This window comes from Nonomuraea cavernae, from assembly GCF_014646355.1.
Classification (GTDB): domain Bacteria; phylum Actinomycetota; class Actinomycetes; order Streptosporangiales; family Streptosporangiaceae; genus Nonomuraea; species Nonomuraea cavernae.
The window spans coordinates 122362-137289 of sequence record NZ_BMNH01000011.1 but is presented as its reverse complement, the minus strand read 5'-3'; the positions used below and the strand labels follow the sequence as shown (position 1 = coordinate 137289).

General features: G+C 72.7%; 13 protein-coding genes and 1 pseudogene. 8 read left to right on the top strand and 6 right to left on the bottom strand.

Annotation, left to right across the window (positions count from 1 at the left end):
* Positions 1 to 324 precede the first annotated feature (324 nt).
* The 5 genes from IEY82_RS19560 to IEY82_RS19540 all read left to right on the top strand — a co-directional run bounded on the left by IEY82_RS19560 (position 325) and on the right by IEY82_RS19540 (position 6610).
* Entirely contained in the window at positions 325 to 1122 is a 798-nt protein-coding gene (locus IEY82_RS19560) for a class I SAM-dependent methyltransferase (protein ID WP_189125591.1), read from the top strand.
* A 103-nt stretch (positions 1123 to 1225) separates the two neighbouring features.
* On the top strand, positions 1226 to 2674 hold the full coding sequence (locus IEY82_RS19555; RefSeq protein ID WP_189125590.1) for an MFS transporter: 1449 nt from the start codon (positions 1226 to 1228) through the stop codon (positions 2672 to 2674).
* A gap of 73 nt (positions 2675 to 2747) precedes the next feature.
* A complete protein-coding gene (locus IEY82_RS19550; protein ID WP_189125589.1) occupies positions 2748 to 3827 on the top strand; it encodes a lipase family protein in 1080 nt (359 codons plus the stop codon).
* 69 nt (positions 3828 to 3896) lie between these two features.
* The gene (locus IEY82_RS19545; protein WP_189125588.1) at positions 3897 to 4388 is read left to right on the top strand and encodes a hypothetical protein; all 492 of its coding nucleotides are present in this window, start codon (positions 3897 to 3899) and stop codon (positions 4386 to 4388) included.
* Positions 4389 to 4672: 284 nt separating this feature from the next.
* Entirely contained in the window at positions 4673 to 6610 is a 1938-nt protein-coding gene (locus tag IEY82_RS19540; protein ID WP_189125587.1) for a hypothetical protein, read from the top strand.
* Positions 6611 to 6652: 42 nt separating this feature from the next.
* Here the strand turns inward: IEY82_RS19540 and IEY82_RS19535 are convergent, their stop codons facing one another.
* From IEY82_RS19535 to IEY82_RS19520, 4 genes are all read right to left on the bottom strand, one after another.
* Positions 6653 to 7684: an ABC transporter ATP-binding protein gene (locus IEY82_RS19535; protein ID WP_189125673.1), complete on the bottom strand. Its 1032-nt coding sequence runs from the start codon at positions 7682 to 7684 to the stop codon at positions 6653 to 6655.
* A complete protein-coding gene (locus tag IEY82_RS19530; protein ID WP_189125586.1) occupies positions 7681 to 8544 on the bottom strand; it encodes an ABC transporter permease in 864 nt (287 codons plus the stop codon). Before IEY82_RS19530 ends, IEY82_RS19535 begins: the two co-directional genes overlap by 4 nt.
* Positions 8541 to 9344, bottom strand: a complete 804-nt coding sequence (modA, locus tag IEY82_RS19525) for a molybdate ABC transporter substrate-binding protein (RefSeq protein WP_189125585.1) — start codon at positions 9342 to 9344, stop codon at positions 8541 to 8543. Before modA ends, IEY82_RS19530 begins: the two co-directional genes overlap by 4 nt.
* A 294-nt stretch (positions 9345 to 9638) precedes the next feature.
* Positions 9639 to 10592, bottom strand: coding sequence for a helix-turn-helix domain-containing protein (locus IEY82_RS19520; protein WP_189125584.1), 954 nt, complete (start codon positions 10590 to 10592; stop codon positions 9639 to 9641).
* A 98-nt stretch (positions 10593 to 10690) separates the two neighbouring features.
* Between IEY82_RS19520 and IEY82_RS19515 the strand changes: the two genes are divergently transcribed.
* The 3 genes from IEY82_RS19515 (at position 10691) to IEY82_RS19505 (ending at position 13257) form a co-directional block, all read left to right on the top strand.
* Complete coding sequence (locus IEY82_RS19515; protein ID WP_189125583.1) at positions 10691 to 11722, top strand: saccharopine dehydrogenase NADP-binding domain-containing protein; 1032 nt, start codon at positions 10691 to 10693, stop codon at positions 11720 to 11722.
* 92 nt (positions 11723 to 11814) lie between these two features.
* Entirely contained in the window at positions 11815 to 12420 is a 606-nt protein-coding gene (locus IEY82_RS19510; RefSeq protein WP_189125582.1) for a TetR/AcrR family transcriptional regulator, read from the top strand.
* Positions 12421 to 12429: 9 nt separating this feature from the next.
* Entirely contained in the window at positions 12430 to 13257 is an 828-nt protein-coding gene (locus IEY82_RS19505) for an SDR family oxidoreductase (protein WP_189125581.1), read from the top strand.
* Between the two features lie 132 nt (positions 13258 to 13389).
* Here IEY82_RS19505 and IEY82_RS19500 read toward each other — a convergent pair.
* Together IEY82_RS19500 and IEY82_RS19495 are read right to left on the bottom strand one after the other, a co-directional pair.
* A pseudogene (locus IEY82_RS19500) lies at positions 13390 to 13755 on the bottom strand (SDR family oxidoreductase); the annotation flags it as partial.
* 48 nt (positions 13756 to 13803) lie between these two features.
* Positions 13804 to 14829 (bottom strand): helix-turn-helix transcriptional regulator, encoded by a 1026-nt coding sequence (locus IEY82_RS19495; protein ID WP_189125580.1) that lies wholly within the window; start codon positions 14827 to 14829, stop codon positions 13804 to 13806.
* Positions 14830 to 14928: the final 99 nt, after the last annotated feature.

Sequence of the window (14928 nt, the reverse complement as noted above, 5' to 3'; positions counted from 1 at the left end):
GAGACGCGGGCCGGGCGGCGAGCGGGTTCGGACGGATGCCCGCGGCGAGCGGTCCGCCGCGCTCAGGCCGGACGCGGGGCGCGGCGGTCCCCGCGCCGGGCCAATTCGTCGTCGTCGACCAGGGTGAGCATCGGCTGGCCGGGCTCGCACAGCATGGTGACGGTGAACCGCAGGGGGATGTCGTCGCGGTTGTTGCCGTCCTGGTAGTGGATGACGTCGCCGCCCGGCTCCCAGAGGCCTCCCCGGCGCGTACGACCCGCTCCGGCTCGGTCAAAGCAGGACGAAGCGGTGACAGCGGTGCCGCCGCGCGATCAGGCTTGGATCATGGCACACCATCTTCGGCTGCGAACCACCTTCGACAGCGTGGCCGGCTCCTATCAGAACGCCCGCCCCGACTACCCGGCCGAGCTGTACGCGGATCTGCTCGCGATCACGGCGATCACGCCACCGGCGCACCTGCTCGAAGTCGGATGCGGGCCGGGGAAGGCCACCCTGCCCCTGGCCCGGAGGGGCTTCGGGATCACCGCGGTCGAGCTCGGCGAGGCTCTGGCGGCGGAGGCGCGGCGCCGCCTCGCCGCGTTCGCCGGCGTTTCCGTGGTCACGTCATCGTTCGAAGACTGGGAGCCGCCGGCGGGGGTCCGCTTCGATCTCGCCTACGCGGCCACGGCGTGGAAGTGGGTGGACCCGGAGGTCAAGTACGCGAAAGCAGCCGAGCTGCTCACCGAGGGCGGCCACCTGGCCGTGTGGGACGCCGACCACGCGTTCCCGGCAGGCTTCGACCCCTTCTTCACCGAGATCCAGCAGGTCTACGACGAGATCGGCGAAGGCGACGGCGCCCCGTGGCCCCCGCCCCGGCCCGAGGAGCGGTTCGACCCCACCGCCACGGAGTTCGGGGCCTCCGGGCGCTTCACGGTGGTCGGGACCCGGCGCTACGTATGGAGTTCGCGCTACGCGGCAGACGAATACCTCGCCCTGCTCGACACGTTCTCCGGCCATATCGCCATGGAGCCGGCCAAGCGGCAGCACCTCTACCAGGAGATACGCCGCCGTCTCGCCGCACGCCCGGACGGACGACTCACCCGTCACTGGTCGGTCGTCCTCACGATCGGCCGACGCCTGTGACGCGGCGCGAAGCAGGAGGGCACGAGGCTGGAACACCGGTGGAACGGGATGGAACACGGTGAGGGGCAGCCGCTAGTCACAGCGCCTTCACCGGGGGTTCGGAATGGCACGTTCCACAACGCACTTACGCTTCGAGTCGAAGTCCCTGCGAGCGCTCAGCCCGTTCGCGTTGCCGCTCATCTGCACGGCGCAGTTGATGGCGACTCTGGACGTGACGATCGTCAACCTCGCCCTGCCGGCCGTGCAACGGGAGCTCGGCCTGTCGAACTCGGGTCTGGCGTGGGTGATCGACGCCTACACGCTGGCCTACGCGGGCCTGCTGCTCCTGGGGGGACGCGCCGGGGACCTGGCCGGTCATCGTCGTACGCTCATGATCGGGATTTTCGTGTTCACGGCCTCGTCCCTGCTCGGCGGGCTGGCGCAGGACTCCACGCTGCTGCTGGCCGCGCGTGCCGGGCAGGGAGTGGGCGCCGCGCTCGCCACCCCGACGACGCTCTCCCTGATCACCACGCTGTTCGCGCCGGGGCCGGCGCGCACCAGGGCGATGGTCGCCTACGGGGGCATGGCGGGGCTCGGCATCACGCTCGGGCTGGTTCTCGGCGGAGTCCTGACCGAGCTGGCGTCCTGGCGGTGGGTGTTCCTGGTGAACGTGCCCATCGGGATCATGCTGCTGACCACCGCGCGGCGGGTCCTTCCCGAGTCGACCGGGCCGCGGCGCCGGCTGGACGTGCCGGGCGCCGCGCTGGGGACCGGCGCGCTGGCCGCCCTGGTCTACGGCGTGATCCGCGCGGGCGCCGACGGATGGGGCGACCTGACCTCCTCGATCGCCCTCGGCCTGGCCGCGCTGCTGTTCGTGGTCTTCGTCGTGGTCGAGCGGAGAACGGCCGAGCCGATGCTGCCGCTGCGGCTCCTGGCGCATCGCACGCGGCTGGGGGCGTACCTCATCGCCGGGCTGCTGTTCGCCTGCCTGTACCCGTCCTTCTTCTTCCTCAGCCGGGCGCTGCAGGACGTGCTCGGTCACGATCCGATCGAGGCGGGTCTCAGGTTCCTGCCGATCGGGATCGGGGTGCTCATCTTCGCGATCGTCACCCGGCGGCTCGTGCACGTGTCCGGGCCCCGGACGCTGGTGCTGGGCGGCACCGCCGCGACGGCGGTCGCGGCGCTGTCCCTGGTGACGCTCGACACCGGCGGCTCCTATCTCACCCTGCTGCTGCCCGCTTTGGTCGGGCTCGGCGCCGGGGTGGGGACGACGTTCGTGGCCAACGCCGCCGCGGCCATGACCGACGTCGCCGAGGCGGACGCCGGAATCGCGTCCGGGCTGCTCAGCACCTTCCAGGCGGTCGGCGGCACGGTCGGCGTCGCGGTGCTCGCCGCCCTGGCGGCGTCGCGGACCACGGCGGACCTGACCGAACGGGCTCGGACGGCCGCCGCGCACCCGCCGAGCGTGATCGGTGAGGCGCTCATGTCGGGATTCGTGCAGGGGTTCGCCATCGCGGGCGGCCTGGCCGTGGTCGCGTTCGGCGTCGCCCTGATGACCGCGCCCAAGCGCTGAACCCCGGCGTCGCCCGTGTCACCGCACCGAAGCGGTGAACTCCACTTTCACTTTCACCCAGAAAGGTGTCGTTGTGGGTATTCCTGTTCCAAGTGCTGATCCCTTCTACGCGCCGGTCGACCGGCCGGGCCGCCCCGGGGACCTGCTCCGGTTCCGCGAGGTCGACGTCAAGAGCGGTGAGACGTGCGTCGCCTGGCAGGTGGTCTACGTCTCGACCGATTCGCGTGACCGGCCGATCGCGGTCTCGGGAACGGTCCTCGTCCCTTCCGCGCCCTGGCGGGGCGCCGGTGTCCGGCCGATTCTCAGCTACGGGGTCGGCGTGCACGGTCTGGGCCGCGATGTCGCTCCGAGCTATCTGATGCGGGCGGGTACGGAGTTCGAGATCACGATGGTCGAGTCCGCGCTGGCGCGCGGCTGGGCGGTCGCCGTGACCGACGGGGAGGGCCTCGGCATGCCGGGACCCCACACCTACGGGGCGGGCCGAGCCGGCGGCCACACCATGCTGGACATCGTGCGGGCGGCTCCCGGCCTCGGCGCGGAGCTGACCCCGGGCGGGCCGGTGCTGGTCTGGGGGTACTCCGAAGGCGGCCGCAACGCCGCCTGGGCGGCGGAACTCCATCCCTCCTACGCGCCGGACCTGGATGTGCGGGCAGTGGCGGCGGGCGGGGTTCCCTCGGACCTGCTGGCGGTCGCGAAGGCCATCGACGGGGGACCGTTCTCCGGGCTCGGGCTCGCGGTCCTCGTCGGCCTGGCGCACGCCCACCAGGACCCCGCCCTCGAAGCGGTCCTCAGCGAGCGCGGCAAGCAGGCCGCCGCACGGGCCGCGACCCTGGACGTGACCGGGCTCATCGTCGACTTCCCCGAGCCGCTGCACCACCACACGGTCCGGGCCGAGCCCTGGGACGATCCGGCCTGGCTGACGCTCCTCGACCGGGAGAAGAACGGCCGCCACAGGCCGGGCGCGCCCGTCTACCTCTACCACGTCGCCGGCGACCTGCTGGTGCCCACCGCTCAGGGCCGCGAGCTGTTCGCGGACTACGCCGCGCTCGGCGCTCAGGTGACCTGGGCGGACGTGCGGGCCGAGGAGCACCTCGCCGGCGCGTTCGCGGGAGCCCCGGACGCCGTCGAGTGGCTGGCGGAACGGCTCGGCTGACCTCTGTCCACCTGGCACGCACGCCACCCGGGCCTGCTGCCGCACCACCTCGCGACCACTGGAGACATCATGTCGATACTCAAGAGAACCATCCGCACGGCCGCCGTGCTCGCCGGCGCCACGGCGGCGCTCCTCGGCCTGGGGACGGTGTCCGCGCACGCCGGCACCGCGCCCGGCGTCATGGCCAAGCCCCGCCTCACGATCAACAAGCTGGGCGGTGACCAGTGCCAGCTGACCGTCATCACCACCGTCGGCATGACGCAGGCCCAGGCGCAGTACCAGGTCGACAACAGGGCGACGGCCCGGATCGAGGTCTGGGCCGACGACCTCGTCTACGACAACCGCGTCTACAAGGCGCCGAACGCGCTGATGACCGCGAGCAAGTACGACGGCGGCCTCATCATCACCGCTCAGCCCAAGCTCCCTTGCTTCTACCTCGACGAGGACCAGAGCCAGAACTTCGACGCCGAGGGGGATGAGATCTACGTCAAGGTCGTTTTCGAGGGCCCCGGCTATTCCCGGATGGCGAAGAACTCGAACGTGGTGAATGGCCGTTGGTAGTGGCGTGGCCGTCGGTATGAGCCCTGCCCGCCGAGTTCGGAACCGGCGGGCAGGGCTGTTTCACGTACGAATCGCTCGCGCCGCGCGGCGGCCCGCGGCGAATCCGGCAAGGGGCGGCGCGAAGAATGTCGAAGTCCCGGCTATCCGAGCTGCCGTCGAATCTGAAGAATCGTCGCTATGAAACTCCGCTCACCGGCTTGGAGTGGTGCATGATCCGCCAACCGTCCCCTTCCCGGGAGTGTCCGTCGCATCAGGGACTGGACGTTTCGGAGCGGGTCGGCTCGATGCTTCTCCGTGGGCTGCGCGCCTGGTGCGTCGAGGGCGACCAGCGCTCCAGCCGGGACCATTTCGAGGCGGCCCACCGCGCGGCCGAAGCCGAGGGCGACGGCCGGGCGACGGCTCTGGCGGTGCTGGGCCTGGCCGGTCGGTGGGTGCACGACCACCGCGGCCTGACGGCCGGCACGTCGATCGAGGTGCGGCTGCGGCACGCGTTGTCGGCGGTGGACCCGCGTTCGACGCTCGCGCTCCGGCTCCGGGTACGGCTGGCCGCCGAGGCCGACTACCGGTCGGGCGAGCACGCGGCCATCCTCGCCCTGCTGGAGGAGGCCAGGAGAGCCGGTGATCCGGCCGCCCTGGCCGAGGCGGCCGACCTGGCCCACCAGTGCCTGCTGGGTCCCGGCCATGGTGAGACGCGTCACGAGGTCTCCCGGGAGCTGCTCGCGGCGGGTTTCCAGACCCGGTGCCGCGGCGATCTGCTGCTGGGCCTGTTGTGGCGCACCATCGACCATATTCTCGACGCCCATCCGCACACCGAACGCTGCCTGGCCGAGTTACGCGGCGAGCTGGCGCGGCAGGACCATCAGGCGATCGGGTTCGTGCTGCAGGCGATCGACGTGATGCTCAGCATCCGCGCGGGCCGGCTGGAGCAGGCCGAGGCCGAGGCGACCCGCTGCGTCGAACGGGGCATGGTGGTCGGCGACCCCGACGCCGTCAGCTGGTACGGCGGGCAGATGGTGGCCATCCGCTGGTATCAGGGCCGCCTGGGCGAGCTGGTGCCGATGCTGGCCGAGGTGGTGAACTCGCCCGACCTCAGCGCGGTCGACAACTCCTACCTGGCCGCGCTGGCCGTGGCCGCCGCCTCCGCCGGGGATCACCGGCAGGCCGCCGGGGCGCTGGCGCGGCTGCGCCGATTCGACCTGGCCCTGCTGCCCCGGTCGAGCACCTGGCTGGCCGGCATGTTCGGCATCGTGGAGGCCGCGAACCTGCTGGGCGACGCCGAGACCGCCTCCGTGGTCTACGAGCTGCTCACCCCGTTCGCCCATCTGCCGCTGGTGGGCAGCCTCGGCATCGCCTGTTTCGGGTCCGCCCAGCACACGCTCGGCGTGGCCGCGCTGACCATGGGCGACGCCCAGCGGGCGAACGAGCACCTGCGCATGGCCGTCAGGGGCAACCTGGCCATGGGGCACTGGCCGGCGGCGGTCCTGTCGCGCATGCGCTGGGCCCAGGCGCTCCTGCTCCGGGCGGGCACCGGTGACGTCGACGAGGCGGCCCGGCAGCTGGAGGTCGCCTCGCGTGAGGCGTCCGGGCTGGGCATGGTCCTGCCGGGGGAGCGGGAGCTGTATGGCGCGGTCGCGGACGCCGTGTCCGGGGGGCGGCGGCCGCTCATGGAATGCCGGCGCGAGGGCCGCTGGTGGCGGGTCGGGCTGGGCGTCCGGAGCGTACGGGTGGAGCACAGTTTGGGGATGGCCTATCTGGCGGTCCTGCTGGCCAATCCCCGGTACGAGATCCCGGCCATCGAGCTGGCCGCGGGACCCGTTCCGGATCAGCGGGCGGCCGCGACCGCCAGGGGCGGCATCGGGCATCCGACGCTGGACGAGGAGGCCATCAAGGCCTACCGCGAACGGCTGTCGTCGTTGCAGGAGGAGATCGACGAGTACGAGTCCGCCAACGACCTCGCCCGGACCGAGCGGATCCGCGCGGAACGCGACTGGCTGATCGAGGGACTGGCGTCCGCGACCGGTTTAGGCGGGCGAGTCCGAAATTTCACCGGAAATGAGGAGCGCGCCCGCATTTCGGTCGGTAAGGCCATTCGGCGGGCCATTCAGCGAATCGCCGACGCCGACCTGATGCTCGGCGAGGAATTGCGGGTCACCGTACACACCGGACGACTGTGCTGCTATCAACCTCGGGATGACAGGCCCGTGCGTGGCCGCGTTCCCTGATTTCGCGACAGGGGCGGAGTCGCCGCCTTCGGGTGTGGAGAGTCATGCCGGGTAGGCGTGGGTCTCGGTGGCCTTGACCGAGGCCCAGATCCGCTGGCCGGGGGTCAGGTCCAGATCGGCGACGGCGGCCGGGGTGATGTCGGCGAAGGCGGCGATGGGCCCGTCGAGGTGCACGCGGACGTTGTCGCCGTGTCGTTCGATGCCGTCGATCGTGGCCTGCCACAGGTTGCGCGGGCTGCCGTCGGGGCGGGAGCGGTAGAGGGCCACGGCGGCGGGCGCGAAGGCGACGAACGCGGGCCCGTCGAGTGAGTCGGCGGTGCTGAACAGCAGCTCGTCCACCTTGACCTGTGTTCCGTCGGCCAGCCCCCGGTACAGGTTGAGCCCGACGAGGCGGGCCACGTAGTCGGTGCGCGGGCGGCGGGCGACCTCGCCGGGGGTGCCTTGCTGGACGATGGCGCCGTTCTCGATGACGATCAGCCGGTCGGCCAGCACCATGGCGTCGAGCGGGTCGTGGGTGACCAGGACGGTGACGCCGTCGAAGTCGTTCAGGTGGCGGCGTAGCTGGGAGCGGACCTCCAGCCGGGTGTGGGCGTCGAGGGCGGCCAGCGGCTCGTCCAGCAGGAGCAGCTCGGGCCGCACGGCCAGCGCCCGCGCCAGGGCCACCCGCTGCGCCTGCCCGCCGGACAACTGCCGGGGCTTGGCGGCGGCGCGGCCGGCCAGGCCGACCCGTTCCAGCAGGGCGGCGGCCGCACGGCGGGCCTCGGTTTTGGGCACGCCCTGGCAGCGTGGCCCGAAGGCGACGTTGTCCAGCGCTGACAGGTGCGGGAAGAGCAGGTAGTCCTGGAAGACCATGCCGATCGGGCGGCTCTCGGCGGGCAGGGTGTGCAGCGGCCGGCCGCGCAGGCCGATCTGGCCGCCGGACATGCGGGTGAGCCCGGCCAGGGCGCGCAGGGCGGTGGTCTTGCCCGCGCCGTTGGGGCCGAGCAGCGCCACGACCTCGCCCGGTTCGACGCGCAGGTCGATGTCCAGGGTGAAGGCGGGCCGGGTGACGACCAGGCGGGCGTGCAGGGTCATGGGCTGCTCACCCACCGGTCGCGCAGGCTGGCCAGGATGATCACCGAGACGGCGAGCAGCACGAGGCTGAGCACGATGGCGGCCTCCGGCTCGGTCTCCAAGGCCAGGTAGACGGCCAGCGGCATGGTGCGGGTGGTGCCGGGGAAGTTGCCGGCGAAGGTGATGGTGGCGCCGAACTCGCCCAGCGCCCGCGCCCAGCACAGCACCGCGCCGGCCACCACGCCCGGCATGATCATCGGCAGCGTGACGCGGCGGAAGACCGTCCAGCGCGAGGCGCCGAGCGTCGCGGCCGCCTCCTCGAAGCGCTGGTCGGCGCCGCGCAGCGCGCCCTCGACGCTGATCACCAGGAACGGCATCGCGACGAACGCCTCGGCGATGATCACCCCGGCGGTGGTGAACGGCAGCGTGATCCCGAACGTGGCCTCCAGCCACTGCCCGACCAGCCCGCGCCGCCCGAGCACGAGCAGCAGCGCCACCCCGCCCACGACAGGCGGCAGCACCAGCGGCACGGTCACCAGGGCCCGCACCAGCCGGCGCCCGGGGAAGTCCACCCGGGCCAGCAGCCAGGCCAGCGGCACCCCGAGCAGCAGGCACACGGCGGTCGCGACGCTGGCGCACACCAGCGACAGCCGCAGTGCCTCCAGCACCTGCGGCTCGGCCAGCCGCTCCAGCAGCGTCGGCCAGGGGGCGCGGATCAGCAGCCCGGCCAGCGGCAGCACCAGGAACACCAGCCCTGCCACCGCGGGCAGCACCAGCATCCAGGGCAGCCGACCCGAGACCTCACGGCCCGCCGGCCGGCGGGCGGCGGGCTCACCAGGCGGGCCTGCCCGGTCGGGTCGCGATGGTGCGGAAGAGCTCATCGCTGATCGGGAGCCTCGAAGCCGGCCCTGGTCAGCACGTCCTTGCCCTGCTGCGACAGCACCAGGTCGACGAACCGCCGGGCCGCCTCACCGGCCGGCGCCTTGGCCAGGGTGGCGATCGGGTAGTCGTTGATCGCTCGGTCCGCCTCCGGGAAGTCGATCCCGGTCACCTTGCCCGCTGAGGCGATCACGTCGGTCTTGTAGACCAGCGCGGCGTCCACCTCACCCAGCTCCACCTTGGTGAGGGTGGCCTTGACGTCCTGCTCCAGGGTGACCGGAGTGACCTTCGCCCCGGCCGCGTCCAGCGCCTTGACCGCCGCCGCCCCGCATGGCACCTGCTCGGCGCAGAGCGCCACCTTCACCTTGGCGTCGGTCAGGTCCTCCAGCTCCGCCACCTTGGCCGGATTGTCGGCCGGCACGGCGATCTGCAGCTTGTTGCGCACGAACGTGGCCGGCGAACCGGCCAGCGCCGCGTCCGTCACCGTCTTCATCGTCGCCGGGCTGGCCGCCGCGAACACGTCGGCCGGCGCGCCCTGAACGATCTGCTGCGCCAGCGTCGCGCTGGAACCGAAGTTGAACCGCACCGTCGTGCCCGGATGCGCGGCCTCGAAGGCCTTGCCGAGCTCGGTGAACGTCCCGGTCAGCGACGCCGCCGCGAACACCGTCACCTCCTTCGCCCCGCCCGCCGAAGCCGAGGTCGTGGACGCGGCCGGCTCGCCGGAGCCGCAACCGGACAGGCCCGCCAGCGCGAGCGCGACGGGCAGGGCGATCGCCCATCGGGAAAGACGCCTGACTGCCAAGGGGGCTCCTCACACCTGACCGGCCCCGCGTTCGTGACCGGGGCTCTCCACCGTCGCCGCAAACCCTCACCATACCCCCGCATATTCCAGTCTGAATACCCTGGTCGCATCGCAACAGCGGCGTGATCCACGCCTTGGTCATCGCAATCACGAGAGGCCGCAGCGCGGCGGCGTGACCGCCGGGACCGTCGCCGTGCCCGCCTCTGCGCCGGCCGCGCGGCGCATCCTGCCCGGCAACGGATCTCCCGCCGGAACGCTCATCCCCAGCAGCGGCCCGATGCCGCGCGCCGCCGGTCAGTTCTCGGGCGGCTGCGCGCCGCGGAACGAGCGCCGGTAGCTGTCAGGTGGCACTCCGACGATCCGTTTGAACTGGCGTCGGAGTGTCGTGGCGGTGCCCATGCCGGTGGCGACGGCGACCGCCTCGATGCTCTCGCCGGTGGTCTCCAGCAGCTCCTGGGCGCGGCGCACGCGCTGGATCTGGAGCCACTGAAGCGGTGCCTGCCCGGTCACCGCCCGGAACTGACGTGCGAGATTGCGCGGGCTCGTGTTCGCTCGCCGTGCCAGGTCCGTCACCGTCAGCGGCTGGTCCAGCCGTTGCCGGACCCAGGCGAGCAGGCCGGCGAGCAGGTGGTCGTCCGCGACCCGCATCGGCGTGGCCACGAACTGGGCCTGGCCGCCGGGCCGATGGGGCGGCATGACGAGGCGACGGGCGACCGAGTTGGCGACGGCGGCGCCGTGATCGAGGTGGATCAGGTGCAGGCAGAGATCGACGGCGGCGGCCTTCCCCGCCGAGGTGAGCACGCTGCCGCTGTCGGTGTACAGCACGTCCGGGTCCACGACGGCCCGCGGATGGCGGGCGCTCAGCTCCGCCGCGTGCGCCCAGTGGGTGGTGGCTCGCCGGCCGTCCAGCAGGCCCGCCGCGCCGAGCGTGAACGCCCCGGTGCAGAGGGAGGCGACCCGGGCGCCCGCCTCGTGGGCCGCGCGTACGGCGTCGACCAGCTCGGGTGGCGGCGGATCGTCGATGTCCGCGCACGCGGGCACGATCACGGTGTCGGCGCTGGTCAAGTGCTCCAGGCCCTGTTCGGGTTCGACCGTGAACGGGCCGATCCGCACCGGTCCGGGCCCGCAGAGCAGCACGTCGTACCAGCCCGTCGTGGCCTCGCGCGGGGGCGTGCCGAAGATCTCGTAGGCCACGGCCAGCTCGAAGTGCAGCAGGTGGCCGGCGGTCGCCAGCGCGACGGTGTGCATGTCCGAAATTGTACGCATGATGTCGTTTCGGACCCTCACGATCGGGTTCCTCGTTCGGCGAGAGTGGACCCGCTTGGAACATCGAGTTGAGGAGAGTCATGGGTACATCGGACGCGGTGGTGGTCTACGGAGCGACGGGGCATACGGGGCGCTTCGTCGTCGCCGAACTGCTCCGGCGCGGTCTCACCCCTGTCGTCTCAGGCCGTGACGCGGGCCGGCTGGAGACGCTGGCCGCGGAGTGGGGACAGGTGGCGGTCCGGCCGGCCGCGGTGGACGACCCGGACGCGTTGGCCCGGGCCCTCGCCGGCGCGGCGGCCGTCGTCAACTGTGCCGGGCCGTTCGCGGTGACGGGAGGCCCCCTCGTCGAGGCGGCCCTGCGCGCGGCGATCCCGTACGTCGACGTCGCCGCGGAGATCGAGGCGAACGCCTCGATGTTCGCCGACTACGCGGAAGCGGCCCGAAAGGCGCGCGTCCCCGTGGTGCCGGCGATGGCCTTCTACGGCGGACTGGGCGATCTGCTGGTGACCGCCGCCATGGGGACGTCGACCGCCGCGGACATGGCGCACATCGCGTACGGGTTGAGCGACTGGCATCCCACCGCGGGGACCCGGGCGGCGGGTCAGGTGTCGCACCAGCGTCGCTCGGGCCGCCGGGTGCGGTTCAGGAACGGGGCGCTGGAGTACCACGACGACAAGCTGTCGGAGCAGGACTGGCCCTTTCCGGAGCCGCTCGGCCGGCGAGCGGTGATCGCGGAGTTCACCATGGCGGATGTCGTGACCGTCCCCAGCCACCTGGACGTGCCCGACGTCCGCACGTACATGACCGTCACGGCCGCGAGTGACCTCGCCAGGGAGGACACACCGGAGCCGACGGCGGTCGACGCTCTGGGGCGTTCGGGTCAGGTCTTCGTCGTCGACGTCGTGGTGAGCGCGGACGGCGTCGAGCGACGGGCCACGGCCCGTGGCCGGGACATCTACGCGGTCACCGCGCCACTGGCGGTGGAGGCCGTCCAGCGCGTCCTGACGGGGCGGACGCGGGCGGTGGGCGTGGCCTCGGCCGGCGCCATGTTCGACGCGGCGGACTTCCTCCGGGCGCTGACTCCGCACCTGTCGGTGGAACTGCCGCACTGATCCGCCACCGGGGTGTCCGGTGCGGGGTGTCCGGCGGCGTCTCCTGGTCGGGGGCAACACCAGTCAATCACTGATTGGAATATGATTGGAACATGACGGAAGACGCGCCCTCGACCCGCGTCCGGCTGCTGGCCGCCGCCGAGCGCCTGTTCCTGGACAAGGGCTACGACCAGGTGTCGGTGCGCGCGATCAACGCCGAGGCCGGGCTCAACCCGGGAGCCGCGCACTACCACTTCGGCTCCCGCGAAGGGCTCATCGCGGCGTTGCTGGAACAGGAGCTCTCGCCGCTGTGGGCCGACCGGATGGACGCCGTCGCCCGCCGTTCCCGGGGCGAGGGGGAGCCGTTCGACGTGCGTGACCTGGTCGCGGCCATCGTGGAGCCGTTCGAGGAGCTGGCGCGCACGGAGAAGGGCCGGATGCTGTCCCATCTGCTGGCCCGCTCGGCGCTGCGCGACGGGCGGCCGGCCCACGTCTCGACGTGGTTCGGCGCCGCGCCGTTCGAGGTCATGCTCGGCCGGGCACTGCCCGGCCTTCCCGTGCGCCAGGTGGCCGAGCGGTGGCGGCTGGCGTTCACGCTCCTGCTGGAGGTCTACGGGCGATCAGTGGCTCCCGCCCCGGCCGCCGCCGTGTCGCTGCCGGAGACCGCGACCGTCATCGCCTTCGTCACCGCGGGTCTGACCGCGCCCCCTCACCCCTAAGGAGCAAGCATGGCGACGTTCGCCGTCACAGGTTCGGCCTCGGGCATGGGCGCGGCCAGCGCCGCGGCCCTCAGCGCGGCCGGGCACACCGTCATCGGCGTGGACCTGCGCGCCGCCGACATCCTCGCCGACCTGGGCACCGCCGAGGGGCGCGACCTGGCGGCCGAGGAGATCCTGGCCCGCTGCGGCGGGAGGCTGGACGGCGTGGCCGCCATCGCCGGGGTCGGCCCCGACCTGCCCGACGCCGCGGCGGTCGTGTCGATCAACCACTTCGGCCCGGTCCGCCTGCTGGAGCGGCTGCTGCCCGCGCTGGCCGCCTCGGGCGCCGGACGCGCCGTGGTGATCGGGTCCAACTCCGCGTCGACCGTCCCGTTGATCGATGACGGTCTGGTGGAGCTGGCGCTGGCGGGGGAGGAGCAGGCGGCCCGCGAGCGGGCTCGCGCCGCCGCCGAGGCGATGCCGGCCGAGGTGCGCGCGATGGCGCCCAGCATCTCCGCCTACGCGTCCTCGAAGTTCGCGCTCGCCCGATGGGTCCGCCGCACCGCCGTCACCCCCGAGTGGGCGCGGCAGGGCGTGCTGCTCAACGCCATCGCGCCCGGCGCGGTGCTCACCCCGCTCATGCTCGGCTCCACCGGCGACGCCGCCGACCACGACCCGGACGCGTTCCCGACGCCGATGCCCCTGGGCGTCTTCGGCCGGCCCGAGGACATCGCGTTCTGGGTGCAGCAGTTCCTGCGGCCCGAGGCCCGCTTCACCACCGGCGCGGTCCTGTACGTGGACGGCGGCACCGACGCCGCCATGCGCCCCGACGCCCAGCCGACCGCGATGACGCCGTAGGCGCTTCCCGACGAGGTGGGCAAGCGCGCCGCCGGCGGCAGCGGGCGGCGAGATGGAGCTGTTCGAGGTTCATCTCATCCCGCGCGATCCGTCGTAGCTCGGTCATCAGGGCCACGCCGAGGCCCTGGCCTCTCAGAGTGGCGGTGGGCCGGCCACGGCTGTCGTATGGCTGTCAAAGGCGCAGCCCGAGGGGCGCCGCTGCCACGAGGCCGCCGGGAGGCCGCGGTGCAGGGTCCAGGATGCGTTGATGACGATGGCGCCTCCGTCGCCCATCAGCGGCAGCGCGTTCTGGATCGTGAAGAACACTCCCTCGACGTTGATTCCGACGGTGTGGTCGAAGTCCTTCGGGGTGAACTCTGGCCTGAAGTCCGCGATGCCGGCATTGGCGAAGACCACGTCGAGGGCACCGCGCCAGATCTCGACGCGCCGCACGAGGAGATCGAGGTCGGCGTCGACGCTGACGTCCGCGCGGACGGGCAGGACCCGCTCGGAGCGGAACTGCGCCGCTGCCGCGCCTCTGTGGAGAGCCGGGAAACGCCCATCAGGTCATGCTATGTCGTGATCAACAGACCTCGTCGGTACGGCGTCCCCACCCGGGTCGCTGCCCGGGGGCGCCGCCGCCAGCAGTCTCTCCGCCAGCGCGCGGCAGCGCGTCGCGAGCTCAGGAGGGTCGAGGGCCTCGAAGTCGTGCCCCAGCAGGAGCACGTGCATGAGCACGAAGTCGAGGCTGCCGGCGCCGCTGAGCACCTCGCACCGTTCGCTCCCTCGCCCTCGTACGACGGCCGCCGACGCCGGAATCTGCGCCCGTACCGTGTCGGCCGGCGCGTGCACGAGGAAGCGCGCCTGGTGCGGGTAGACCCGGCTGGCCACCCCCTCCTGCACGTACGTCGCCGCGTCGGGCGCGGCGCGCGGCCGGAAACGCCAGGTACGGGCGGACACCTCGGTCATCCGGTCGACGCGGAAGTTGCGCCAGCCGTCGCGATCGAGGTCGTAGGCGAGGAGGTACCAGCGCAGGTCGGAGGCGACCAGGCGGTAGGGCTCGACCCGCCGCCGTCGTACCTCGCTCCCGGACGGGTAACAGAAGCCGACCTCCACCTCGTCGCGGCACGCTCTGGCCAGCGTCATGAGGAGCTCGGGGTCGACCGGCGGGCGGCCGCCGCCGAAGGACTCCACCGCGCCGGAGAGCGCGCGCACCTCGTGCCGCAGCCGGGTGGGCAGCACCTGGTCGAGCTTGGTCAGCGCCCGGAGCGCTGCGTCGCCGGCGCCGGCGACCGCGCCCCCCGCGCCGGCCAGCAGCGAGACCGCGGTGGCGATCGCCTCCTCGTCGTCGAGCAGCAGCGGCGGCAGGTCCTGCCCCGGGCCGAGCCGGTAGCCGCCGCCGACCCCCTGTCTGGCATGCACCGGGTAGCCGAGCGCGCGCAGCCGCTCGACGTCACGCCGCACCGTGCGCGGCGTGACCCCGAGCCGGTCGGCGAGCTCGGGCCCGGTCCAGACCTGGCGCTGTTGCAGCAGCCCGAGCAGGATGAGCACCCGCTCCGTCGTGCCTCGCTCGTCACCACCTGCTCCGTCCATGCAGCCACCCTGCCAGAGATTGCGGACCGATCCTGTCCGCCAGGGGTGTCAGAGTGGCTCCGTGGACGCGGGCGAGTCGCCTGGCACCGATGCCCGAGG

What these genes read in the sequence shown, in the direction of transcription:
- IEY82_RS19530 (WP_189125586.1), bottom strand. Translation starts at nt 8,544, where the DNA reads ATGAGCTCTTCCGCACCATCGCGACCCGACCGGGCAGGCCCGCCTGGT.
- IEY82_RS19505 (WP_189125581.1), top strand. Translation starts at nt 12,430, where the DNA reads ATGGCGACGTTCGCCGTCACAGGTTCGGCCTCGGGCATGGGCGCGGCC.
- IEY82_RS19540 (WP_189125587.1), top strand. Translation starts at nt 4,673, where the DNA reads ATGCTTCTCCGTGGGCTGCGCGCCTGGTGCGTCGAGGGCGACCAGCGC.
- IEY82_RS19495 (WP_189125580.1), bottom strand. Translation starts at nt 14,829, where the DNA reads ATGGACGGAGCAGGTGGTGACGAGCGAGGCACGACGGAGCGGGTGCTC.
- IEY82_RS19520 (WP_189125584.1), bottom strand. Translation starts at nt 10,592, where the DNA reads ATGCACACCGTCGCGCTGGCGACCGCCGGCCACCTGCTGCACTTCGAG.
- IEY82_RS19515 (WP_189125583.1), top strand. Translation starts at nt 10,691, where the DNA reads ATGGGTACATCGGACGCGGTGGTGGTCTACGGAGCGACGGGGCATACG.
- IEY82_RS19510 (WP_189125582.1), top strand. Translation starts at nt 11,815, where the DNA reads ATGACGGAAGACGCGCCCTCGACCCGCGTCCGGCTGCTGGCCGCCGCC.
- IEY82_RS19545 (WP_189125588.1), top strand. Translation starts at nt 3,897, where the DNA reads ATGTCGATACTCAAGAGAACCATCCGCACGGCCGCCGTGCTCGCCGGC.
- IEY82_RS19535 (WP_189125673.1), bottom strand. Translation starts at nt 7,684, where the DNA reads ATGACCCTGCACGCCCGCCTGGTCGTCACCCGGCCCGCCTTCACCCTG.
- IEY82_RS19560 (WP_189125591.1), top strand. Translation starts at nt 325, where the DNA reads ATGGCACACCATCTTCGGCTGCGAACCACCTTCGACAGCGTGGCCGGC.
- IEY82_RS19555 (WP_189125590.1), top strand. Translation starts at nt 1,226, where the DNA reads ATGGCACGTTCCACAACGCACTTACGCTTCGAGTCGAAGTCCCTGCGA.